16 protein-coding genes are annotated in these 23,246 nt (G+C 69.3%); 9 read left to right on the forward strand and 7 right to left on the reverse strand.

The genetic code is table 11. The features are described 5' to 3' along the window. Positions 1–53 precede the first annotated feature (53 nt). Positions 54–2,642 (forward strand): DEAD/DEAH box helicase, encoded by a 2,589-nt coding sequence (locus AB0I73_RS02340; RefSeq protein ID WP_363032893.1) that lies wholly within the window; start codon positions 54–56, stop codon positions 2,640–2,642. Between the two features lie 746 nt (positions 2,643–3,388). On the opposite strand, the gene AB0I73_RS02345 is transcribed toward AB0I73_RS02340, so the two are convergent. Both AB0I73_RS02345 and AB0I73_RS02350 read right to left on the reverse strand, forming a co-directional pair. Continuing rightward, positions 3,389–4,018 (reverse strand): hypothetical protein, encoded by a 630-nt coding sequence (locus AB0I73_RS02345; protein ID WP_363032895.1) that lies wholly within the window; start codon positions 4,016–4,018, stop codon positions 3,389–3,391. A 286-nt stretch (positions 4,019–4,304) separates the two neighbouring features. Next, a complete protein-coding gene (locus AB0I73_RS02350) occupies positions 4,305–4,652 on the reverse strand; it encodes a hypothetical protein (protein WP_363032897.1) in 348 nt (115 codons plus the stop codon). Between the two features lie 11 nt (positions 4,653–4,663). Between AB0I73_RS02350 and AB0I73_RS02355 the strand changes: the two genes are divergently transcribed. The 6 genes from AB0I73_RS02355 to AB0I73_RS02380 all read left to right on the forward strand — a co-directional run bounded on the left by AB0I73_RS02355 (position 4,664) and on the right by AB0I73_RS02380 (position 15,672). Beyond that, positions 4,664–4,822 carry a hypothetical protein gene (locus AB0I73_RS02355; protein WP_363032899.1) on the forward strand — a complete coding sequence of 53 codons (159 nt, stop codon included), beginning with the start codon at positions 4,664–4,666 and terminating at the stop codon, positions 4,820–4,822. A gap of 262 nt (positions 4,823–5,084) precedes the next feature. Next, a complete protein-coding gene (locus tag AB0I73_RS02360; protein WP_363032901.1) occupies positions 5,085–7,031 on the forward strand; it encodes a hypothetical protein in 1,947 nt (648 codons plus the stop codon). A 187-nt stretch (positions 7,032–7,218) separates the two neighbouring features. Then, entirely contained in the window at positions 7,219–8,847 is a 1,629-nt protein-coding gene (locus tag AB0I73_RS02365) for a TIGR02677 family protein (RefSeq protein WP_363032903.1), read from the forward strand. Then, entirely contained in the window at positions 8,844–10,169 is a 1,326-nt protein-coding gene (locus AB0I73_RS02370; protein ID WP_363032905.1) for a TIGR02678 family protein, read from the forward strand. The genes AB0I73_RS02365 and AB0I73_RS02370 overlap by 4 nt, the downstream gene beginning before the upstream one ends. Next, complete coding sequence (locus AB0I73_RS02375) at positions 10,166–14,404, forward strand: TIGR02680 family protein (protein ID WP_363032907.1); 4,239 nt, start codon at positions 10,166–10,168, stop codon at positions 14,402–14,404. Before AB0I73_RS02370 ends, AB0I73_RS02375 begins: the two co-directional genes overlap by 4 nt. Continuing rightward, a complete protein-coding gene (locus AB0I73_RS02380) occupies positions 14,401–15,672 on the forward strand; it encodes a TIGR02679 family protein (RefSeq protein ID WP_363032909.1) in 1,272 nt (423 codons plus the stop codon). The genes AB0I73_RS02375 and AB0I73_RS02380 overlap by 4 nt, the downstream gene beginning before the upstream one ends. A gap of 129 nt (positions 15,673–15,801) precedes the next feature. Here AB0I73_RS02380 and AB0I73_RS02385 read toward each other — a convergent pair whose 3' ends face one another. The 3 genes from AB0I73_RS02385 to AB0I73_RS02395 all read right to left on the reverse strand — a co-directional run bounded on the left by AB0I73_RS02385 (position 15,802) and on the right by AB0I73_RS02395 (position 18,639). Next, entirely contained in the window at positions 15,802–17,124 is a 1,323-nt protein-coding gene (locus tag AB0I73_RS02385) for a 7-cyano-7-deazaguanine synthase (RefSeq protein ID WP_363032911.1), read from the reverse strand. Then, positions 17,121–17,552, reverse strand: a complete 432-nt coding sequence (locus AB0I73_RS02390; RefSeq protein ID WP_363032913.1) for a hypothetical protein — start codon at positions 17,550–17,552, stop codon at positions 17,121–17,123. Before AB0I73_RS02390 ends, AB0I73_RS02385 begins: the two co-directional genes overlap by 4 nt. 664 nt (positions 17,553–18,216) lie before the next feature. Further along, positions 18,217–18,639, reverse strand: coding sequence for a YjbQ family protein (locus AB0I73_RS02395; protein ID WP_363032915.1), 423 nt, complete (start codon positions 18,637–18,639; stop codon positions 18,217–18,219). Between the two features lie 115 nt (positions 18,640–18,754). On the opposite strand from AB0I73_RS02395, the gene AB0I73_RS02400 reads away from it, so the two are divergent. Next, positions 18,755–19,837, forward strand: coding sequence for an NAD(P)-binding domain-containing protein (locus tag AB0I73_RS02400; protein WP_363032917.1), 1,083 nt, complete (start codon positions 18,755–18,757; stop codon positions 19,835–19,837). A gap of 84 nt (positions 19,838–19,921) precedes the next feature. Here AB0I73_RS02400 and mltG read toward each other — a convergent pair whose 3' ends face one another. Together mltG and AB0I73_RS02410 are read right to left on the reverse strand one after the other, a co-directional pair. Next, positions 19,922–20,770: an endolytic transglycosylase MltG gene (mltG, locus tag AB0I73_RS02405; protein WP_363032919.1), complete on the reverse strand. Its 849-nt coding sequence runs from the start codon at positions 20,768–20,770 to the stop codon at positions 19,922–19,924. Positions 20,771–20,813: 43 nt separating this feature from the next. Then, positions 20,814–22,616: an ABC transporter ATP-binding protein gene (locus AB0I73_RS02410; RefSeq protein WP_363032921.1), complete on the reverse strand. Its 1,803-nt coding sequence runs from the start codon at positions 22,614–22,616 to the stop codon at positions 20,814–20,816. Between the two features lie 146 nt (positions 22,617–22,762). Between AB0I73_RS02410 and AB0I73_RS02415 the strand changes: the two genes are divergently transcribed. Next, positions 22,763–23,230 carry a MarR family transcriptional regulator gene (locus AB0I73_RS02415; RefSeq protein WP_363032923.1) on the forward strand — a complete coding sequence of 156 codons (468 nt, stop codon included), beginning with the start codon at positions 22,763–22,765 and terminating at the stop codon, positions 23,228–23,230. Positions 23,231–23,246 lie beyond the last annotated feature (16 nt).

Consider the following 23,246-nt stretch of genomic DNA (forward strand, 5'->3'; position numbering starts at 1 on the left):
TCGTGCGAGTGGCGGGGGTAATGGAGCGAGAAGCACGTCAGCACCTGCGTGGTGTGGTGGAGGAGATCAGCGGGTGGCGCAAGCTCGCGGTGCAGATCGTCGAGCAGCGTGAGCCGGTCGAGAGAGCGGCGGAGGACGCCGCCAGGCGGCTCCTCGGGCGCGTGACGTCACTCGGGACCGGGAGCAGCACCGCATGGCACGTACTGCAGCTCACGCCGTCCGATGCCGACCTGGTGACCTCCCTGGCCCGACGCCGGGCTCTTCCGGAGCTCAGTGCCCCTGTCCAGCAGGGCATCCACCAGTTGACCGGCGACGCCGACCGGGCGCTGACGGCCGTCCGGGCGCTGTTCGGTGCCCGCCGGATGTTCTCGGGCAAGAGCCGCAAGAACGAAGCGGGGCAGGCTGCGGCCTACCTGGTCTCGCTTCACGAGCAGGTTGCGAGCACCCGGCTCGTCACCGAGCTGGAAAGCCTGGCGGCTCGGGGCGGAAGTGCCTTCCCCTCGGTCGGACTCCCGGCCGTCCTCGATGACGCCGTCGGCTTCGGCCACCGCCTCGGCGCCCGGGCCGAACTCGTCGAACGGCATGAACTGGACGCCGCCAGGACCGCGCTCGCCGCGATGGACCGGGCCCTGCACCGCGAGAACGAGTTCAGGACGGCAGTCAGCGCCGCCGGCAATGCCGTCCGGCAGGCTGAGGTGCGCAAGCTGCTCGCCGAAATGCCCGTCGAGCGGCTCAAGGACGCAACCAGCGGCCAGCTGCGCATCAACGCGCTGATCGATGCCGGGATCGGGAACGTGCAGCAGGTCCTCGACCAGAGATCACGGATTCGATCGCTTCCCAAAGTCGGTGAGACGACGGGCAACCGGATGGTCGGCGCCGCGCGGACCATCTGGCAGACCACGCTGGACGAGATGCCGGTCCGCATCGACATCAAGAACCGGTCCCAGGCCACCACGAAGCTCCTCACGGCGCTGCGGGCGTGGGACGCGGCACGCTCGATCCGCAGCGCGACAGCGGACCTCGCCGCCGCCGACGCGGTACGACCGCTCCTCCAGGGTCTCGATCCCCGGACCTCCAACGTGGTTCTTGTCCCCCAGGCCCGGACCGTCGCCGAGTTGCGTGCCGCGCTGGCGGCCGTCGAGCGCCGCGGGGCGGTGCTCGACGGTGGGGCTGACGTCGCAGACGGTGATCCCTGGGAGGACTTCAGCGCCCGGCCGGCCGATTACTTCGCGATGCTCGCGGAGCTCGGATTCCTGGCGGACGACGCCGAGAAGAGCCAAGGGGACCTGCCGGCCGAGATCGTCGCCGCGGTCAGGGACCTCAAGCTCGACACTAGCCATCTCAAGGCGTCTCTCCGCGGGTACCAGTCATTCGGCGCACGCTTCGCGATCGTGCAGCGGAAGGTCATCATCGGCGACGAGATGGGCTTGGGGAAAACGGTCGAATCACTCGCCGTGCTCGCCCACTTGCACGCCAAGGGCTCCTCCCATTTCCTGGTGGTGTGTCCCGCCGCCGTTGTGACCAACTGGGTGCGCGAAGTCCGGATGAAGTCCGATCTGCGCGCGTACCGCCTGCACGGGCCAGGTCGCGACGACGCACTGAAATCCTGGATCCGCAACGGCGGAGTCGCGGTCACCACCTACGACACCCTCGGTTGGATGGAGGGACGGATACCCGAACGCGCCGCACCCGCATGCCTGGTGTTCGACGAAGCGCACTACATCAAGAATCCGGATGCCCGGCGCACCCGGCGCTCCACGGCCCTCATCCACATGTCGGAGCGAGCAGTCCTCCTGACCGGCACCCCGCTGGAGAACAGGATTGAGGAATTCCGCAATCTCGTCGGCTACCTCCGGCCGGACCTGTCGATCAGTGCCTCGGAGCTCGCTCCTCGCCAGTTCCGGAAGCAGGTGGCCCCGGCTTACCTGCGGCGCAACCAGGAAGACGTCCTCACCGAACTTCCGGAGCGGGTCGAGGTCGACGAGTGGATGCCGATGTCCAGCGCCGACGAGCAGCGCTACCGAGCGGCTGTCATCGAAGGCAATTTCGCGGCCATGCGCCAGGCCGCTTTGCTCGCCGGCGTCAAATCCGAGAAGATGCAGCGCCTCATCGACATCGTCCAGGAGGCGGAGGACAACGAGCGCAAGGTGCTGGTCTTCTCGTACTTCCGTAATGTCCTCGACGAAGTGGCGTCGGTCCTCCCGGGGAAGGTTTTCGGGCCCCTGACCGGTTCCGTATCCGCCGCGAAGCGACAGAGCATGGTCGACGAGTTCTCCCAGGCCCCCCACGGGGCCGTCCTCGTCACCCAGATCGTGGCGGGCGGCGTAGGTCTGAACATCCAGGCGGCATCAGTCGTCGTGATCTGCGAACCCCAGCTCAAGCCGACGACCGAATGGCAAGCAATCGGCCGCTCCCACAGGATGGGGCAGCTCAATTCGGTACAAGTACACCGCCTGCTCTCCGAAGAAGGCGTCGACCAACGCATCATCGAGATACTGGCGCGCAAGAATCAACTCTTCGCGGAGTTCGCCCGCGTCTCCGAAACCGCCGACAGCGCCCCGGAAGCGTTCGATATCACGGACGCTGAACTGGCGCGGGAAATCGTGGCGGCCGAGCGCGAACGCCTGCTCACTGGCGGCTGACGGACGCGGGGCACAGAGCCGACTACGTTCGGCCAAGACGATAGAGACACCCTGACAATCATTTCTCTCGCGCCTGCGCCGTTGTCGCACCAACTATCCTGAGCGCAGGCGATCCAGGTGATTCCGGAGCTTTCAACCGCCCTGCTGCACAACCCGCGCCCTCCCGGGGAGCACGCCTGTCCGTGCCCTGCCCAGGGACGTAGCCAACGGCATGTTCAGCCAGCATTCCGCGGGCATGCCAAGTCAGGAGCATGTCCCGCATCGCCCGCGCGAACAGGGCGCGGTCATGGGCGGGCGCGGCGAGAGGGACAGGCCACCGCGGGGGCAGAGTGTCGGGGGTGCTCACTCATTCAGGGGTCCTTCGGTGAGTCTCGGTACCTGTACCGGCCTGAGGGGCGGTGCCCTGCAGGTGTCGGTGATGCGGCTTTGCACTCCTTCTTCGAGAACGGTGGCACCGCCCCTTGATGTGCTTCGTCAGGCCCGGCATGGGCCCGAGACAGAAGCCGCCGGGCTGCGGCTTCCCCAAGGCCGGATACGCCAGGAAGCCGAGTGGGCACCGGTGCCGGGACGTGGACAGACCCGCCTTCGGACAGTACAACAAGCGTCTACAGGCCCGTCATCACAGCCAGGTGGGGGACCTGCGGTGCAAGTCGCCCCGGAACCAGTCGGGCAACCTCAGCTTCAGAGGGCTCCCTCAGGGAGCCAGTAGGGATCCCAGCAGTGCTGGGGCGGTCGTGTCACCTCGTTCATGCGCAAACCGCAGGGCCCGTCGATGCCGGCGTCCGGGAGGTCGATGAGCCAGTCGAGGACGGCGTCAGGGAGCCGGTCCGGCGCTTCGTCGAGGTCGGGATGAGAGCATCCCGGCCGCGCTGGTCGTAGGGCGCCGGCAAAGGCAGCCCGGCAGCGAGAGCGTCGTCGATGACGCGAGAGCACATGCTGTGCCATCGTCCCTGCCCCCACCAGGAGCCGGTGTAGCTGGTGGAGCCGCCGATGCTTATCAGGATCAACGTGGTCTCGGGGCCGAGTACCTCCTGGTCGAGCCTGCGCCAGCGATCGAGTTCAGCTGTGACGGTGGAGGCTACTTCCGCCCAGCCCTCGCCGAACAGGGAACGGATCAAAGTGCCGTCGGGAAGAGTCCACTTCGGGTCCGTCAGAGCGTCCTTGATGGCGTCCCAGTGGATGCCTTCGACAGGGCAGACGTGCTGCTGGGTGATGCGGGTGACGGCAATGTTGACGCGCGCCATCAGTACGTCTGTTTCCAGGTAGTGAGCTTCCACCGCGGTGTTGTTGCGCCAGCACCAGGCGGCCACGCCCAGAGCGGCTGCGGCGGGCACGACATCGGGCGCGACATCACGGCGGCCATGCCAACCACCCACTGCAGGTAGCTGCCCAATTGTTCGTTCTCGGTGACTTCCCGGAGCACATCGGTGAGCGGCAGACCCCTGAAAGCTGCCGCCGGCTGGAAGATCCGGTGGATCCTGCGCAGTGTGAACTCCTGCTTGGCCTCAGGCGGTGCCGTCTCGGCAACCCGCACATGGGCAGCTTCCAGCAGCCCTCCTTCCCGGCAGCGGCCTCAACAGCGGTGACGCCCTCCTGCCCGGGGCCCACCGGGTATCTCGACGGCCTCCTCCAACAGGGAGTAGGACTCGAACCAGTCTCCCATCACGTCCTCGAAGGGCTGCAGAGCCAGAACACCTTGATGAGGGCTGTACTGAACAACCAGCGCACGTCCCCCCGCCAGAGGATGGCGAACAGTTGCACGCCCTGCTCCGGATCGAAGTCGGTGTCCCACGCCTCCGGCAGATCAAAGCCTGCCCACTCCAGCCCAGCCAGCAGCTCCTCCAGCCGTGCCGCGTAGCTGTCCCGTTCACTGTGGGAAGAGAGAAAAGCTCGCTGTCCTCCAGCAGTCCGCGGGCGATACCGCTGTCGGCCGCCGTTGCGGCGGGCATGAGGGTGGTGCGCTACCGTCTCCGCGCTCGCCGGCGTGGTGGAGCACAAGCGTGCGGCCAAGGGGCATCCTGGTGACGACTTCCTGGTTCGACCGGGCCAGCGAGGCGTTCGCCAACGAGCACGGGCGGCTGGAACTCTTGGACGGGGCGAACCTGGTGCATCTGTTCAAGGAGCACATGAACCTCGACGTCATTCCCGGTCCAGTGCCGCCGAAGCGACGCCCACGGTAGGCATTGCACCCTGGGCGCGGAAAGACGCGCCATGACTCTGATCCTTACATGGGATCGAGCCTCCACCTCACCCGGGACGGTTCACCTCTGTACGGCCTGCATCGACCGTAGATGACGTCGTTGTCAGTGCCCTGCTGCACCATGAGGAGACGCTCCCGTCCCGAAGTACTGCGGCTCTCGTTTCGATCAGAAGGCGGTCAGTCACTCAGACGGGGACTCGGACGAGCCCTCAGACAACTTCTCGTACACGGATCGGAGCCTCATGGACAGCGGTGGATCCGCCCCCAGTCTCCCCCTGAACTTCCTGTGCGCGCTCGCAGCGGACAGCGGGGCAGACGACCCGCCCGCGCTGATGGCCGCCGAGCGAGCCCGGTCGATGGAGGAGGGACTGGAGCGACGACAGTTGCTGGAAGCGCTGTTGCGCGGCCCTTACGGCGACTCTGCCCCGTGGTGGCTGCTGAAAGCCGCGATTGACAGTGACTTGGCCCGGATGCCGCCGCAGTCGGATCCGTTCTACGGACCACCCATGGATCTGGCGCTACTGGCTCTCTCACACGCCTCCTGCTCACCGCAATTGCGGCATGAGTCGCTGGGGCGTTGTACCGCCGTCCAGCTCGGCCGCCTCGGCTCGGCGCAGGCGAGCGACCTCTTGGCTGACGCTGTCGCCGAGGCACTGCGCGAGCGGAAGCCGCATCAGCGACCCATGACGGTCGAGCTCCTCGACACGCCGAAGGACGCCCAACTGGTCTTGCGGCAACAGGGACTGCACAGCACCGTCATCAGTGCAGCTCTCGATCTGCTGCCGTCCTACCCTCTCGTCGACGAGAAAGACGGTGAGGACACGTCGACTTGGCTGAAGCGGCTGAAAGCCGCCGAGCAGGCCTGGCGCACCATGTGGAAGCAGGTCTTGACCGCGCATCCCGAACACCACCGGCTCCTCGTCAACTGGTCCGACGACAAGGATGCCGGATACGTCATCCGAGAGCATTTGCTGGGCAGCTTCCCCTGGGACGTTGAGCCGGAACTGCTTGAGGAGATCGCCCAGGACGACCTCGCGTCCTTTCCGCTCTCCGTACTCACCACCCGGATGTGCCGCATGCGTCGGGACGGGGCAACGGAGCAAGAGGTACGAGAGCACTTCGCGAATGACCTGGCTGAAGTCGCTCCCCGGCAGCGCGAGCACATCGACGAGCTCCTGACGAATGACAAGTACGGTCTGCGCTACGGCTGCCGGGCTGCCATATCCAGCGCTGCGCTTGCAGCAGACGGCAGGTGGCGGTACATCCTCAACCCCGACCTGGCACGGCACTACGGGAAGCCTCGTTCGTGGCGAGCCTCCGCGGACCAGTTGACCTCCCTGGCCCAAAACTTCGCCGAGCACGCGGCCGTGGCGCTGGAGCTGTGGGAACCCGACCCCAAGTCGCCGGTCCGCTCGGCAAGAGAGCTTCGCTGGGTGCACGACCTGTTGCAGCACCTGCCGATAATTACCCCGCAGGTGAAGGAGAAGGCCCGTCTGATCTGCCGGGAGGCGAAACGAGGGCTGGCCGGGCGTGGGGACCACGGCAGGTACGGGCTGGACTCGGACGCGCAGCAAGCTCGTGAACTCCTCGACGGCGTCGAGCGGATGACCGCCGAGCCGTTCCCGGATCCTGGTCCGGCACGCGCAGCATCCCTCGGCAAGCCGGACCAGATCACCGTGCGGAATCTCGCGGACGCTCCGGACGCTGTGCTCGACGAGTACTTGCGACGGCATGAAGGCGACGATGCTGTTGTGGAGAAGGCCCTGCTGTCCTTCGCGTCCCGTGCGTACCACCGTGACTTGTCCTTCGCCGACGTGCTGAAGCGTCACTCAGACCCGCAGCGTGCACTGCTGGACCTCACCCGGAACCTCCGCCGACACCTGGGTGGCGGCCCGAACCTCCGGGAGGCTTGGGTAAGCACCGTGCTGAGCCTGCCAACGGACGATTCCGAGCTCATCCGCGCTCTGCCTGCCTGGACCGCCCTCAAAGCCAGAGGACCCCGCGGCCAGGCAGCGCACCCAGCGGTCACCTCGGTCGTACGCACAGCCCTTGGCGACCGCGCCGAAGCATGGCAGCGGTTCGCGACAAGCCCAGCCAGCTACGCGGGACCCACTGCCTGGCTCCGTCTCGGCGATCTCCTCGACGCGGCCGCGAACGGGACACCCTGGCCCACGCCTCCGCACAAGTAGCCGAACCCACGAACAGTGCCGACGGACCTGACCAGCCGTCGGCCCGTATCCGCGGCAGCAGGGAAGTAGAGGCAGCTTCTATGTCCCCCCGGCCGTCAGGAGGATACGGAAGCCGCTTCCGCACAACCCAGGAGCATCTACAGCAACACACCGGCGATGGCCGAACACCCCACGTAATATCGCCGATATGAAGGCACCAGCACCCGGCGCATCGTCGGCCCCTGACGACGACGGAGCGCGGAGGCGGCTGGACGCGTACACGTACCTCAGCGCGCCCGAGCGGCTGGAGCACGTCGCGATCATGCGGGTCTTCTGCGGGACCCTGCTGGCGGACCTGGCCGTCCCGGACGTCCTGGCGAAGCTGCGCCACGCCGGGGGCCCTGGCACTGGGCTTGACGCCGATACCCTCACTATCCGGCTGGAACAGCTGGTGCGGTGGGGCAACCTGCTGCGCAGTAGCCACACTGTGAAGGCGTCCAGCATCAGCGAGTACCAGCGGTCCCGTGCGCGCTACCAGCTGTCGAAGCTGGGCGAGCGCATTCAGCGGGACGCCGACGGGGTCCTGGCCGAGGTCGACGCCGCCCGCGAGGTGAGCAACGAGCTGCTCGCGCTGGTCGAGCGCGGGCTCAGGGAGCTGGCCGGCCTCGTGACCGCGCCGGGCGGTATCGAACCGCAGGACGGGCTGGAGCGGGTCAGCACGCTGTTCGTGCAGTTCACCGAGTTTGCGGACTCCGTGCGGGACTTCTACGCCTACCTCGGTCAGGTGCTGGCCCGGTACGACCTGGACAGCGCCGAGTACCAGGGCTTCAAGGAGCTGCTGCTCGACTACGTCGAGGCGATCACAGAGGACGTGGCGTTCCGCGCACCCCGGATCTCGGCGGCACTGGACACGCTGTGGCCGCACCTTCCGGGCCTACTGGGCCGGCTGGACACCCATGCGCAGGGCCTCACCGGGCTTTCGCCGCAGGGCGAGGGCCGCCTGGAGATACGGGTGCAGCGCAGCCGTGGGCGCGAGTACGCGGACTGGGAGGGCCTGCGCGGCTGGTTCAGCGACACCGACGGGCAGGGCAGCCAGGTCGATCAACTACGGGACGCCACCCTGCGTGCGTTGCAGTCGCTGCTCGCCAACGCCAAACGGATGCTGCGGTCGGCCACCGGGGAGATGTCCCGGCGCAAGGACCTGCTGCGGCTGGCCCGTTGGTTCGATGAAGCGGCGCCGCAGGACGCGCACGACATCGCCGTCGCCGCCTTCGGGCTCTACGGCGCCCGCCATCTGGGCATACCCCCGGCCACCGACGAGGTGGTGCCCGCCTACACGAGCTGGTGGACCGGCCCGGTGGTCGAGGTTCCGGTGGCCCTGCGGGAAAGGGGCAGCCGCGCCCAGCGGGGCCGGACGTCCGCGGTGGAGGACCACTCCGCGCAGAAGCGGCGGCTGCGGGAGGCCGCCCGTGAGCGGGCGGCGGCCCGGGCAGCGGCGGCGGACGAACTGCGCAGCGCATCCGGCCGGTTCGCCGAGGTACGCCTCACCTCCGCAGCGCTCGGTCTGCTCCTGGAACTGCTGGCCACCGCACTCGGGAACGCGCAGCTGAGGCGTCGCGCCGGCACGAACGGAACGGACGCGACGGAATTCGGCCTCGACCAGGCGCACAGCGAGAACGCCGAGCTAGGCATCCGGCTCACCGTGCGACGCACAGCAGGCGCACAGTGCGTCCTGCACTCGGCCGACGGCAACCTGCTGCTGGACGACCTGGAACTGGACGTCGGCCGTACCTCCGCCAACGCGGCCGACAGTGATGCGGAGGTGAGCGTGTCATGACCCTCCCCTCGACACACGACGTCGCCCTGGCCGCCGAGCGCCGCAGCGCCGCCCGGCTGCTGCTCGCCCACCCGCTGGTCACCTCGGACGGCCCGCACTCCGACCTCTTCCCGCTGATCCGCAGGCATGCCGACTGGCTGGGCAAGCGGTTCCAGCAGGTGCTCGGCTACCGCCTGCTGGTCGACAGTTCCTACGCCCGGCTGCTCAAGGCGGGGCTGGGAGCAGGCGCGGGCCACCGGCTGGAGCGCTCCACCGGCACCCCCTTCACCCCGCACACGTACGCCTGCCTCGCGCTGGCCCTGTCCGTGCTGGTGACCGCACCCGAACAACTGCTGCTGTCACAGCTGGTGGCCGACATCAAGGCCGCCGCGGCCGACGCGGAGATCGAGCTGGAGGGGACAGGGAGGGCCGCCGGGAAACGGACCCTGGTCGCAGCTCTGCGGCAGCTCGTCGAGTGGGGCGTCCTGATCGAAACCGAAGGCCATGTGGCCGCGCTCGCGCAGGATTCGGGCGGAGAGGCCCTGATCACAGTGAACCGCGAGCTGGCCCGCGTCGCCGTCGCCGGCCCGCTCGCCCAGGCCCGTGACGGCGCCGACCTGGTCCGGCGGGCAGCGGACCCGGGATTCGGCGGACCTCGCACCTATGTGCGCCGGATGCTCGTCGAGACACCCGTCGTCTACCTCGACGAGCTGACCGACGCCGAACGCGACTGGCTGCGCACCCGGCAGCGCCGCGAAGCGCAGGCGTTCTCCGAACTTCTGGGCCTGGAGATGGAGATCCGCGCCGAGGGAGTGGCGCTGGTGGACCCCGAGGACGAGTTGACGGATCTGCACCTGCCGGGCACCGGGACGGTCGCGCAGGCCGCGCTGCTGCTGGTGGAACGACTCGTGGAGCGGCTTCGGCCGCAGGAGCCCGGACACCCGGCGACCGGAGGGACGCTCGTCATCGGGGTGGCTGTCCCGGATGGCCTCATGGACGAGCTGCTGGCCGAACTGGTCGCCGAATACGGACAGCGCAGCAACTGGCAGCGCGGCTACCTGGAGGACATCCCGGCCTTGCGGGAGGCCGTGCTGGACCTGCTGGCCCGCATGCGGCTGATGGCCCGGACCGACCGGCTGCGTGCCAAGGGAGACGGCCTGCCGGAGGGGTACGCCGAAGATGCACCGGAAGGACGCACCGTGACCGATGTCCGCGGAGCACGTCCCCGCGGCGACGGCTGGGTGCTGCTGGCCGCGGCGGCACGCTACGCCACCCACGTGACCATGCGCCCGGCCACCGCAGCCCGAAAGGGCGCCGACGTCCAGGAGGAGTTGCCGCTGTGACCACCGATGCGCGTGGCCTCGTCCCGCTGCCGCGTTCCGGCCCCGCGACGACCGCCGGCACCCGCTTCCGGCTGCACCGCGCGGGCATCCAGAACGTCTGGCAGTACGACGAGCAGGAGTTCGCCTTCGGCGACGGACGACTGCTGCTCCGCGGCAAGAACGGCGCGGGCAAGTCCAAGGCCCTGGAAATGCTCCTCCCGTATCTGCTGGACGGCGACTCAAGAGCACTGGACGCGACAGGCACCGGTCGGACCACCCTCGCCTGGCTGATGCTGGACGGGTTCGAGCAGACCAACCGTCTCGGCTACCTGTGGGGGGAATTCCGGGGCACGACCGACGGCGGCGGCCACCGCCACCTCACCCTCGGCGCCGCCATCCGCGCCTCGAAGTCGACGCAGAAGGCGCTGCCGACATTCTTCGTCACCCCGCTGCGCGTCGGTGAGGACCTGCACCTGGTCGAGGGCGGAAGGCCCCTGCCGGTCGACCGGCTCAAGGAGATCGTCGGCTCCGACAACGTCACCGACCGCGCGGTCGTCCACCGTTCGCGGGTGGCCCGGGAGCTGTTCGGCATCACCGACGCGACCCGCTACCGCAACCTCACCCAGCTCCTCCACCGGCTGCGGCGGCCCACGGTCGGGGACCGCATCGAGCACGGAGGACTCGCCTCCCTGCTGAGCGAGACCCTGCCGGGACTCGACGAGGACGTGGTCGAGAAGGTCGCGCGCAACCTCCACGACCTCGACGCCGTACGCGACGAACTCGGCCGTCTGGAGCGCACCGATACGGCACTGCGTACCTTCCTCACCAGTTACCGCGGCTACCTGTCCGGTGTCCTGCGCACCTCGGCGCAGGCGGTGAGCCGGGAGCTGGAAATCCTCGCGCAGCGACGCCGGGCGGCCGGAGACGCCGCACAGCGGACCGGCGAGCTGAGAACGCAGGAGGAGGAGTCGGAAGCCCGGCTGGAAACCCTGCGCGAAGAGGAAGAAGCCGCCCGGACCGGCCTCGCCGCCCTGCACGCCAGCCACGCTTACCGCAGTCTGCGCGAACTGTCGGAACGCCGCAGCACGGTGGAGGCGCTGCACACCGCCGCCGGGGCCGCCTTCACCGCCCTCAGCAACGCACACGACGCGGAGGAGGGCGCGGCCGAGCGGCTGGCCGACGGTGTCGAACACCTCGGGAGCCGGCTCGCCGAACTGGGCACCGAACACCGGGAGCTGCTGACGCAGGCGGAGAAGGCCGGGCTTCCCCCCGGCCATCTCGGCGAGGCAGTCGCCCTGCCCCGCACGGTCCGTTCCCAGGCCGTCGAGACGCAGCTGACCGCTCCGGACGGGGAGACGCACATCGTGCAGCACCGGTCGGCCGTCCGCGTGGACACGGCCACGGTGCAGGACGGACTGCTGTCCTGGCAGGGGCAGCTGGAGGACGCCGAGACGGTCGTGAAGAACCGGACCCGGATGGTCCAGGAGGTGACGCGCCTCACCACGCGGGCCGAGGAGGCCCGGAGCCGGGCGGTGCAGGCCGACACCGAGCGGGAACGGTGGGAGGTCGAGGCGGAAGAGGCCGCCGGCCGTCTCGAGGCCGACCGCGAAAAGGTCGCAGAGGAAAGCGGTGCCTATGCCCGCCGGGTCGCCGAGTGGGTAGCACGCACGCAGACCGCCGTCGGGTCCGACTGCCCGCCGCTGATCGCCGTCCACACAGCGGTCGCCTGCGAGAGCTCCGCCGACACCCCGTTCGCGGACCGCACGCTCCCGCCCGACATCGACGGCCAAGCGTGGCAGGCCGCCCATGCCGCACTGGAGCCGTACGGCGAAGAACTCACCGCGCGCCGGGATGCCCTGGCGCTCACCGTCGGCCGGCTCGGCGAAAAGCACGACCGCGTGGCACGTCAGAAACGGGACTGGGAGCGACGTACCGACCCCGAACCGCCGATCCCCTATCACCGCGTCGCCGAGAGGACACCGGGCAGCGGAGCACCCGTCTACCGGCTGGTGGACTTCACGGACGACCTGACGCCCGCCGACCGGGCCGGTCTGGAAGCGGCACTCGAAGCCAGCGGGATCCTGGACGCGTGGGTCGGCGCGGACGGCGCCCTTGTCGATCCCGGCACTCGTGACACTCTGCTACGTCCCGGCCACGCGCTGCCGGACGGACCCACCCTCGCCTCGGTCCTGCGCCCTGCGCCGCAACCGGGGTGCGGGGTCACGGCCGAACAGGTGGAACACCTGCTGACGACCATCGCGCTCGCGCCGGCCGCGGAAACGACTGCTCATGACGCGGTGTACTACGACGGAAGCTGGCGTCTGGGCATCCTCAGCGGCCGACACCACAAAACCGACGCCGAGTACGTGGGAGCCGCCGTACGCGCCGAGACCCGGCGGCGCATCCTCGCCGAGCTGGAGGAGCAGCTCACACAGACGGAACAGCGGTTGGCCGACGCCCGTCACGAACTCACCGAGACCGATGGCCGACGCCGGTCTCTCAGGCTCGCGGAGCAGGACTTCCCCCGGGCACGAGGTCTCGCCGACGCCTGGAGCAGGGTTGGGACGGACGAGAGGACACTGCGTGACCTGACTGCCAAGGCAACCCGTGCGGCCCGGTCGGCCGAGGAGGCCCGCGCTCTCGCCGTAGCCGCACGCGCCGAGGCGGACGCCGCCGCCACCGCCCATGACCTGCCCAGTAACCCCGTCGAGCTGGAACGCGTACGCACCGCGCTGGCTGCCCTTCTCACCGGCATCGGGCGTCTTCGCAGGGCGAGCGGCAGCACGGGCGAGCGGCTCGGCGCCCATCATGCCGATGCCGAACGATACGAACGCGCCCGGAAGGACCGCCTGGCAGCAGAGGAGAACTACCGGCTCCGCCTCACCGAGCTGCGTACCGCGCAACAGGATCTGCGCACCCGTGAGGAGGCCATCGGGTTGACCGAAGAAGAGATCCTCACCCGCGAGCAGGAAGCCAGGCAACGCATCGCGCACGCCGCCCAGGCCGTCCCGGCGGCACAACGGACCCGGAACGACCTCCACGACTTGCGCGTGCGCGCGGAAGAGGAGGAGAAACGCCTGCGGGAAGATCTGGCCGGCCAGGAGACGGCGGTCATCGCAACCGGCAGCAGCCTTCGCGGCGCACTCGGCCGACCAGAGGTGGTGCGCGGCGCCTGGCTGGACCGGTCCTCGTTGCCCGAAGACGTGGCGGATGACCCCGGCTCGGACGTCCGCAGCCGTTTGCGGGCCCTGCGGGCGCTGGCTGACGCCGTGGAACGGGCTCTCGGCCGACCGAAGGGCGAGGTGTCGGACAGCACCCTGCTCAACCGGCATACCGACCTGCGCGACCAGCTGGCCGGCGGCTACGACGCTCAGCTGGAGGAGCGCGACGGCATCAAGGTGTGCCGCCTGATCGACGACCACGGCTCCCACGATGTCGCGGCCGTGGGCGAGCGAATCGCCGTCCAGGCGGCAGAGGCCCGCGGGCGGCTCACCGAACGCGAACGCGAGGTGTTCCAGCGGTTCTTGACCGGCGAGCTGGGCGACCATCTCTCGACACAGGTCATCACCGCGGCGAACCTGGTCGCGGCCCTCAACGACACCCTGCGGAGCGTGCGCACCTCCCACGGTCTCGGCGTGGAGCTGCTGTGGAAGCTGGACGAGGACGTGGACGCGGACGTGCGGGCGGCCGTGGAGCTGCTGCGCAGTCCGTCGAGCCTGCGCACGCGTGAGCAGACCGAGCAGCTCCGCGAGGTGCTGCAACGCCGGATCGAGGATGCCCGACGGGCCGACGCCTCAGCCGGTTACGCCGCCCACCTGCGGACCGCGCTGGACTACCGCGACTGGTTCCGCTTCCACACTTTCGTGGTCGAGGACGCCGCCCCGGGACGCAGGCGGAAACTGACCGGCCGCACCGGGCTCAGCCAGGGCGAGCAGCGGGTGCTCTCCTACCTCGTGCTCTTCGCCGCGGCCGCCGCCCACTTCACCAGCCTCGCCGAGTCGGCACCCCACGCGCCACGGCTGATCCTGCTCGACGACGCCTTCGCCAAGGTCGACGAGCCCACCCACGGGCGGCTGGGACGGATCCTCGTCGATCTCGATCTCGACTTCGTCCTCACCAGTGAACGGCTCATGGGCAACTGGCCGGAGGTGCCGTCCCTGCACATCTACGAGTGCCTCCGTGATCCCCATGTGCGCGGGGTGGCCACCCTGCACTACACCTGGAACGGCCGGCACCGGCGTCTGGTGTCCGTATGAGCAAGTTGCCCGCGGCCACACAGGAATGGCTCGCCGGGGCCGGGCTCACCCGGCTCTGGGAGGCAGTACGCAAGCGCCTGGAGAGCAACGGCGTGCAGGCCACCGGTTCACTCCGGTTGACTGCGGTGGACACCCAGGAACGCAAAGCCCTTTCACTCCTGCTGGGCAAACCTGTCACGGGTGCTGCCGTAACCGTGCGGCTTGATGTGCTCGACGCCCGGCTGCGCGCTTCGGCGGCCGGACTCGGTCTCAGGGACGTCATGAAAGAACTCGGCCCTCCCCTCACCGACCGCCGTGCCGTCCGTGCGGGCGTCACGGCACGGCGCGAGCACATCTGGTCGTCACTCGGCTCGGCGCTGGACGCCTCTCCGCTCGCCGGCCAGGACTGGACCCGACAGTGGTACGACTTGCTGCGCCGTACCGGCGTTCCGAGAGGTGTACCACCCGAAGCAGCGGTACGAACGCTCCAACAGGCAGTCACGGTGCTGACGGTACTGCTCGGCCCGGAGCAGGGTGGCACCCGAGGCCGAGGAGAACTCGCCGCCATGGCAACCGGGTCCGCACACGGCCTGGACGACGGCACCTGGCTCGCACGCCTCGTCCAACGCGGTATCGCCCTCGCCCACGGCACCGAGTTCCCCGGCGACGCGGCCGACCGACGCGCACTGTGGCGGCTGGTGTCCGTCACACCGGACGAGGTCTCCAGCACAGTGCTGACCTATGGACTGCGGCCCGTCGGTGGGGGATGGCGGGAGCAGGCTCTGCGAGAGCGGGCCATCCACCATGCCGAAGCCCATCTCACACTGCGGGACCTGCATGACCTGCAGCTGCGGCTGCCTGCCGGAACAGTGATCCACATCTGCGAGAACCCGCGCGTGGTGGAAGCCGCGGCGGACGCTGCCTGCGTCCGGCCCTTGGTATGCACCTCCGGCAGCGCCGCCACCGTGGTACTCACACTTCTCGACGCTCTCGCCACCGCCGGCTGCCGCTTCGCGTACCACGGCGACTTCGACTGGCCGGGCATCGCTCTGGCGAACCGGATCATCCGCCGTTTCGGAGCCCAGCCATGGCGCATGGGCGCCGAGGACTACGAGCACCTGGCCGCTCGCAGCCAGCGCGAGGGAATCCCACAGCTGCCGCTCGACGGCCAGCACGTCAGCGCAGCCTGGGACCAGCATCTCGCCCCTGCCATGACCGCCCTCGGCGTTGCGCTCCATGAGGAGGTCACCCTCGACCTTCTGGTGGACGACCTGTCGGGTCAGACGTAGGAACACCTCGAGGCATGTCCACCGCACAGAGGAAGGGCCCAACAGGCTGCCCCGCCGCAACCGTCACCGACGGAGTCATGGGTACCGGCCCATGACCACCAAAGTGGCCTGGTGCGAGATCAATGTCACCTACGCCGCGGCAGCGGCTTTTGCCGGATGCGAGAACTGGAGCAGCCGGGCCAGTTCCTTCCGCCCGCGTTTGATCAGATCGAACACCATGGCTGGGTCCGAGTCCTGTGGCAGCGGGTTATCAGTGAGGACGTCCGTAAGGGTGTATCGGCCGAGCAGCCATCGCTGTAGTGCGCGCCAGTCGGCGCCCCGGTCGGGGGGCAGGTCGCCCGCCCATGGCAGTGCCTCGTACCGGGTGTCGTCGGTGCCGTTTGCGTGAAGTAGCCCGGAGCGGCGCACCAGACACGGGAAGCAAACGCCGCAGTTTGCGATGGGAGGGCCGCCGCTGCGGCGGGCGGGCGGCTTGCCGCAGCTCAGGGTGGATTCCAGGTCGGACGGGGTAAGGCCCGCATCACGGCCGACCTGGCACACCTCGCCCTTGGTCAGTTGCGCCAAGGGGTTGACGACCTGTACCGCGCTGCCAACGTCACCCACGGCGGCAATCAGGGCGTTCAGACGGTTCAGTGTCCACGGGTGCACGGAACGGGTGGAGCAGGCGGCCGAACGTGCTGGCGTTAGGGGCGGGTTAATCGCGAGCTGGCCGTTCTCGGGGATGTGGACGGTGTCCACTCCGTGCGCGACCGCGGCGCGGATCGCACCGGCCGCGTACAGCAGGCCGCGGGTGCGGGAGGAGCTCTCCAGCCGCAGACGGGAGCCGTCGCCCGCCGGGGTTTGACTCATCGGTAGCAGCATCACCCGCCGTGGTCCATCGAGCCGCTCAACAGCCTTGTACACCCGCTGTTGGAGACGCAGCAGGCCGATCTCACGGAACATCACGAGCAGCAGCGGCCGGGGATCGTCGGCGCGCGAGCGTGTGGCGGCCCAGCTGAGGGAGTCCAGTCCACCGGAGAACAGTGCGACTTCCGAGGCCCGCGGGTCGTCGGGGAAGATCATTGCTTCCTCAACCTGATAACCGGTGAGGGGGCGGAAGTCCACATTCCAGAGGTCCCCCGTGAGGATCTGGAGTAGTACGGTGAGGTGGCTACGGACAATCGCGCTCTGCCACCGCTCATGTTCCGTGACGGGCACGTCGAGGCTGATGCGGCGGGTCCAGCGGTCCCGGACGCCGGTCCGGCGTACGTACTTGTCGGCGATGAACGCGGCTCTGGCGACGCGGAACAGGTCCTCGGCCCAGTCGGGAACCGGACCGGGCAGATGATGCCGGCCGATGACACGGCGTTCCTTCTCTTGGAAGGCTTCCTCGCCGATTTCCCTCCAGTGGCCACCGCGCGGCCGATCCCCACGGTGGCCACGCCACCACAGGGAATAGTCGTGACCGGTCATGCCGCGGCCTCCCCCTCTCCGGTGACCTCATCGGTGATCAGGCCGAGCACCTTGCCGACCGCCTTCGGTACCAGTAACTCGGCAGTCCTGGGCAGAGCGGCCAACGGATCCTGCGCGGTGTCCGCGGCCTGCGCGAGATCCGTCGCTTCGGCGGACTCCTCGCAGGGATTCGGCACCAGGCTTACGACAGTCTCCGCGACCCAGTCGGCAATCCTGCCTTCCGGATCAGTCGCGATAAGCACCGGCACGGCCACTGCGACGTGCTCGGCAACAACGGACCGGAGGAACTCCCCCACCATGTCGGCGAAGAACAGCTGGTAGAGATCGCACAGGATGTCCCAGGCGAAGCCGCCACCCGCGGCACCCCCGTCCATGGCATCGTCCAGTTCGGGATGCATGTCCCGGATATCGCGGATCGCCGCGGCCACCCCCCCTGCGCACCGCGGCGTCGGCGAGTGTGCCACCGTCTCCGCCGACCTCCGAGACGAGACGTGCGACGAGCACGTCTGCCGACTCCACGCCCTCGGCGGCCAGCGAGCCCAAAGCATCGGCGAGCCGTTCACCGGCCGCACAAGCTGTGTCGTACAACCCGAAAGCCGATCGATCGACACGGAGGGTCTCGTGCAGCGCACGCAGATAGTCTGCGGCGATTTCCTCCAGCCGCTGATCCGCGTTTCGCGAGCCGTCTCGCCAGCGCGCCAGCCGCCTCGCGGCGGAGCTCCACCGGTCGCCGTTCGGTCCCTTCCATCGCGTGGATGTCCCCACAGCGCCCCCATCCCGGTAGTGTCGCAATCCGGTCTTTCAGCCATGGCATCAGACCGGACGATCCCCAGATAGGGCAGGACTCAGCCAGGGCAGCGCGCACAGGCCCGGCGGCCAGCCAGTCAGGAATATCACCTTCTGTAACACACGCGCCTGAAACTGTGAGCAGACGTAGCACTGGGTCACGAAGATGGTGCAGGTCCCGGTGCAGGCCAAGCGGACTCAGCAGCCGTGGGTTGAGTCTCGCTGGGAGCCAACCCACTCCCCTACGCGCGGGCCAAGAGGTATGCCGTGCGGCCGGGATTCAACGCTACAGTTCCGCCAGACGCATCAGCCGAGGAAGCTCAGCCGCACCTGACGGTTGACATTGTCCTTATTGGTATCGACCAGGCACACGGACTGCCAGGTGCCCAACTCCAGCCGGCCGCCCAGTACGGGCAGGGTGGCGTGCGGCGGGACGAGGGCGGGCAGGACGTGGTCGCGGCCGTGGCCGGGGCTGCCGTGGCGGTGCTGCCAGCGGTCGTCGGCCGGCAGCAGGGTGTGCAGGGCGGCCAGGAGGTCGTCGTCGCTGCCGGCGCCGGTCTCGATGAGGGCGATGCCGGCGGTGGCGTGCGGCACGAAGAGGTTGAGCAGTCCGTCGCGGCCGGCCGCCACCTCCCGCAGGAAGGACTCGCAGTCGCCGGTGATGTCGGCGACCCGCTCCGCGGAGCCGGTGGCGACGTTCAGGATCCGGGTGGTGAAGGCATCTGACATGGTTTCCATCCTGGCCCATGGGCCCGGGGTCTTCGAAGAAGGAGGCCTCCGAGTGGCGGCAACGGTTCGCGGGAAGATGCGTCCCCCTAGCGGCGTTAGTAGAAATATGAACTACATGAGCGGGGCTGAGGTGGCCGAGGTCCAGGCAGTCGTCATAGGCGCCGGGCAGGCAGGACTGTCCAGCGCCTATCACCTGCGGCGCACCGGGTTCGAGCCGGACCGCGAATTCGTGGTGCTCGACCACAACCCCGGCCCCGGTGGCGCCTGGCGGTACCGCTGGCCCTCACTCACGTACGGCAAGGTGCACGGGATGCACTCGCTGCCCGGCATGGAACTCACGGACGCCGATCCGGCCCGTCCGTCCTCCGAGGTCATCACGGAGTACTTCGACCGCTACGAGCGGACGTTCGACCTGCGGGTACGGCGACCGGTGCAGGTCCGGGCGGTGCGGGAGGGAACCGGCGGGCGGCTGCTCGTGGAGACCTCGGCGGGCGCCTGGTCGACACGGACGCTGATCAACGCCACCGGCACCTGGAACCGGCCGTTCTGGCCGCGCTACGAAGGTCAGGAGACCTTCCTGGGACGGCAGCTGCACACCGCTCAGTACCCGGGCCCCGGGGCGTTCGCCGGTCAGCGGGTGGTCGTGGTGGGGGGAGGCGCCTCGGCCACCCAGCATCTGCTGGAGATAGCCCCCCACGCGGCGGACACCACCTGGGTGACCCGGCGGCCCCCGGTCTTCCACGAGGGCCCCTTCGACGAGGAGGCGGGACGGGCAGCCGTGGCACTGGTCGAGGAGCGGGTGCGGCAGGGGCTGCCGCCGCGCAGCGTCGTCTCGGTGACGGGACTGCCGCTGAACGACGCGATCCGCCGGGGTCTCGCCGACGGCGTCCTGGACCGGCAGCCGATGTTCGACCGGATCACGCCGGAGGGAGTGGAGTGGACGGAGAGGCGACGAGTGGCGGCCGACGTCATCCTGTGGGCCACCGGGTTCCGTCCCGCCATCGACCACCTCACTCCGCTGCGACTGCGGGAGCCGGGCGGCGGCATCCGCGTCGAGGGCACCCGGGCGGTCGCCGACCCCCGCGTCCACCTCGTCGGCTACGGCCCCTCGGCCAGCACCGTCGGGGCCAACCGCGCCGGGCGGGCGGCGGTACGGGACATCGGGCGCCTGCTGGCGGAGGAACGCGCCGCGGCCTGACGCCGCTCCCGGGCGGCGGTGCCGGTGGCCGGTGCCGGCCGGGTCGTTTCTCGGGCCGGCCGCTCGCCTCCTGCGCCCCTCCCCCTACTCCTTCGCCTTTTCCGCCTTCTCCTTCTTCTGCCGCGCGTCGAACTCGGCGACGTCGCCCTGGTGTTCCTTGTAGTCGGCGGTGAAGCGGGTGTCGCCCGGTGTGACCGTGACGAAGTACAGCCAGTCGCCCGGCGTCGGGGTGATCGCCGCCCGCATCGCGTCCTCGCCGGGGTTGCCGATCGGGGTGGGCGGCAGCCCCATGCGCGTATACGAGTTGTAGGGGCTGTCGACCTTGGTGTCCGCCTCGGCGGTACGCGGCGCCGAACGGCCCAGGGCGTAGTCGACCGTCGAGTCCATCTGCAGCGGCATCCCCCGCTCCAGCCGATTGAAGATCACCCGGGCCACCTTGCCCATGTCGGCCTTGGTGGACGACTCCGCCTGGACGATGCTCGCGATGGTGACGGCCTGGTAGACGTTCATCGCGTTGCGCTGCGCACCGGCGGCGGTCGGGGCGCCGTTGAACTTCTTGTTGGCGCTGTCGACCATCAGCGACAGCAGTTGCTCCGGTGTCGTCCCCTCCTTCAGCGGATAGGTCCCCGGGAAGAGATAGCCCTCCGGGTTCCCCTCGGCATCGTTCGGCAGTTTGATGGCTGCCTTCGCGAGGGACTTCTTCGTGCTCCCCGCGGGCAGTCGGAGGGCCTTGTCGACAGCCGCGTACACCTGGCTCGCCCGGTGGCCCTCCGGGATCACCAGGGTGGTGGGGCGGGGATCGTCGTCGTCGCCCAGGGTCAGCAGGGGCACCGCCACGGCGGTGCCGGCCACGACGGCCCCGGTCGCGACGAGGGCAAGTCGGCCCCGGCGCGTCAGTCGGATCGCGTTCCGTGACGGAGTGTTCTTCTGCATGCGGGCACGGTAACGCCCATGACGTCACAAACCCGGCATATTTTCATCTTGTCGGCTCCAGTTGGGCGTCCCTGCGGACAAGACCCGCGTAACGTCCGTCCAGCTCCAGCAGTTCCTCGTGCGTGCCGCGTTCGACCACCCGGCCCGCGTCGAGCACCACGATCTGGTCGGCGCCGCGGACGGTGGACAGCCGGTGGGCGATGGTGAGCGTGGTGCGGTCGGCCGACAGCGCGTCGATGGCCTGCTGGACGGCGGCCTCGGTACGGGTGTCGAGCGCGCTGGTCGCTTCGTCGAGGACGAGGACCGGCGGGTCGCGCAGGATGGTCCGGGCGAGCGCCAGACGCTGCTTCTCGCCACCGGAGAAACGGTGGCCGCGCTCTCCCACGACCGTGTCGTACCCGTCGGGCAGAGCGGCGATGTGGTCGTGGATCTGCGCCGCGCGGGCCGCCGCGTGGAGTTCCTCGTCGGTGGCGTCGGGCTTGGCGAAGCGCAGGTTGTCGGCGACGGAGGCGTGGAAGAGATACGTCTCCTGGGAGACGACGCCGACCGCGCGCGCCAGGGTGTCGAAGTCGAGGTCGCGCACATCCACCCCGTCGAGGGCGACCCGGCCGGAGGTGACGTCGTACAGCCGGGGCACGAGGTGGCCGAGCGTGGACTTGCCGGCGCCGGTCGAACCGACCACGGCGAGGCTGGTGCCGGCGGGGACGGTGATGTCGATGCCGTCGAGGACGGGACCGCCCTTGCCGTCGTAGCCGAAGGTGACGTTCTCGAACCGGACCTCGCCTCCGACCTTGGCGAGACGGACCGGTTCCGCGCGTTCGGTGATGTCGACGGGGAGGTCGAGGTACTCGAAGATGCGCTGGAACAGCGCGAGCGACGCCTGGACCTGGACACCGGTCGACAGCAGGCTCACCGCCGGCCGGAACAGGCCCTGCTGGAGCGAGACGAAGGCGACGACCGTCCCGATGGAGATGCCGGGCCCGCCCGTCTGCAGGACGATGCCCGCGGTCCAGTAGATGACGGCGGGCATGGCGGCCATGACGATCGTGATGACGGCCATGCGCCAGCGGCCGGCCATGTTCGACCGCACCTCCAGGTCCACCAGGCGTTCGGACTCGTCGGCGAAGGCGCTGGTCAGAGAGTCGGAGCGACCCATGGTGCGGCCCAGCAGGATGCCGCTGACCGACAGCGACTCGGTGACCGTGGCGGCCATCGAGGCCATCTGCTTCTGGCGCTGGGTGGTGATCTTCTTGCGTTCGTTGCCGACGCGGCGGCTGATCCACACGAACACCGGCAGCAGGACCAGCGAGACGACGGTCAGCCGCCAGTCGAGGGCGAGCATCGCGACGACGGTGGCGACGACACTGGTGAGGTTGGAGACCAGCGAGGTCGCCGTCGAGGTCACGGTGGCCTGCATACCGCCGATGTCGTTGGCGATGCGGGACTGGACCTCGCCGGTGCGGGTGCGCGTGAAGAAGGCGAGCGACATGCGCTGGAGCCGGTCGTAGACCGCGGTGCGCAGATCGTGCATGACACGTTGACCGACGGTCGTGGAGATCAACGTCTGGAGCACTCCGAAGACGCTGGTGAGGACGGCGCTGAGGATCATGCCGAGGGCGAGCAGGCTGAGCAGCCCGGTCCGGCCCTCGGGGATCGCCACGTCGAGGATCGCCTTCAGCAGGAACGGGGTGGCGACCGAGACGAGGGACGCCGCCCCGACGAGCAGGCCGACGATCGCGAGACGGCCCCGGTAGGGACGGAACAGCTTCAGGATGCGGCGCACCTGCCGGGGCTGTTCCCCGGCGCCCGCGGGTGCGCTCCAGACGGGTTCGCGGTCGGGATGCATGGTCTCCTTCGGGAACTGGCAGCAGGGAACAGGGGGCGACAAGGAGCCGGGAACGGCTGCCTGACACCGGGCACGCCGGGATCAGCGGAGCCTAGCTCATTGTTACCTATACTCACAATGAACGGCATCCTGATATTGTTCCGCGCATGACCACCCCCGACCCCGACGGCCTGCTGGCCGAGCAGCTGCTTCGGCTGACCCGCCGGGTGCACCGCATCCAGAAGCGTCATCTGGTGCGGCGCGAACTGGGCATCACCCCGGCCCAGTCCCGGTTGCTGCGCACCCTCGCCCACTACGCCTCGCCGCCGCGCATGGCCGACCTGGCCGAGCGGCTGGAGGTGGTGCCCCGAGCGGTGACGACGCTGGTCGACGGACTGGAGGCGAACGGCAAGGTACGGCGGGTGCCCGATCCGGCCAATCGGCGGGTGATCCGGATCGAGCTCACCGACGACGGGCACACCGCCCTGCGGGAGCTGCACGCCGCGCGCCGGGCCGCCGCCGAGGAGATCCTGGCTCCGCTGACGGACCGACAGCGTGAGGCCCTCGGCGGGCTGCTGGACACCTTGATCGACGGAACGGCGGCCGCACCGCAGCAGGGCGACACGTCCTGCTGAGGCAGCGCGCCGTGAT

Source organism: Streptomyces sp. NPDC050388 (assembly GCF_040655635.1).
Taxonomy (GTDB): Bacteria; Actinomycetota; Actinomycetes; order Streptomycetales; family Streptomycetaceae; genus Streptomyces.

Coding starts and splice junctions, on each gene's coding strand:
- AB0I73_RS02360 (WP_363032901.1), top strand. CDS start 5,085: ATGGACAGCGGTGGATCCGCCCCCAGTCTCCCCCTGAACTTCCTGTGC.
- AB0I73_RS02365 (WP_363032903.1), top strand. CDS start 7,219: ATGAAGGCACCAGCACCCGGCGCATCGTCGGCCCCTGACGACGACGGA.
- AB0I73_RS02370 (WP_363032905.1), top strand. CDS start 8,844: ATGACCCTCCCCTCGACACACGACGTCGCCCTGGCCGCCGAGCGCCGC.
- AB0I73_RS02380 (WP_363032909.1), top strand. CDS start 14,401: ATGAGCAAGTTGCCCGCGGCCACACAGGAATGGCTCGCCGGGGCCGGG.
- AB0I73_RS02385 (WP_363032911.1), bottom strand. CDS start 17,124: ATGACCGGTCACGACTATTCCCTGTGGTGGCGTGGCCACCGTGGGGAT.
- AB0I73_RS02395 (WP_363032915.1), bottom strand. CDS start 18,639: ATGTCAGATGCCTTCACCACCCGGATCCTGAACGTCGCCACCGGCTCC.
- AB0I73_RS02400 (WP_363032917.1), top strand. CDS start 18,755: ATGAGCGGGGCTGAGGTGGCCGAGGTCCAGGCAGTCGTCATAGGCGCC.
- mltG (WP_363032919.1), bottom strand. CDS start 20,770: ATGCAGAAGAACACTCCGTCACGGAACGCGATCCGACTGACGCGCCGG.
- AB0I73_RS02410 (WP_363032921.1), bottom strand. CDS start 22,616: ATGCATCCCGACCGCGAACCCGTCTGGAGCGCACCCGCGGGCGCCGGG.
- AB0I73_RS02415 (WP_363032923.1), top strand. CDS start 22,763: ATGACCACCCCCGACCCCGACGGCCTGCTGGCCGAGCAGCTGCTTCGG.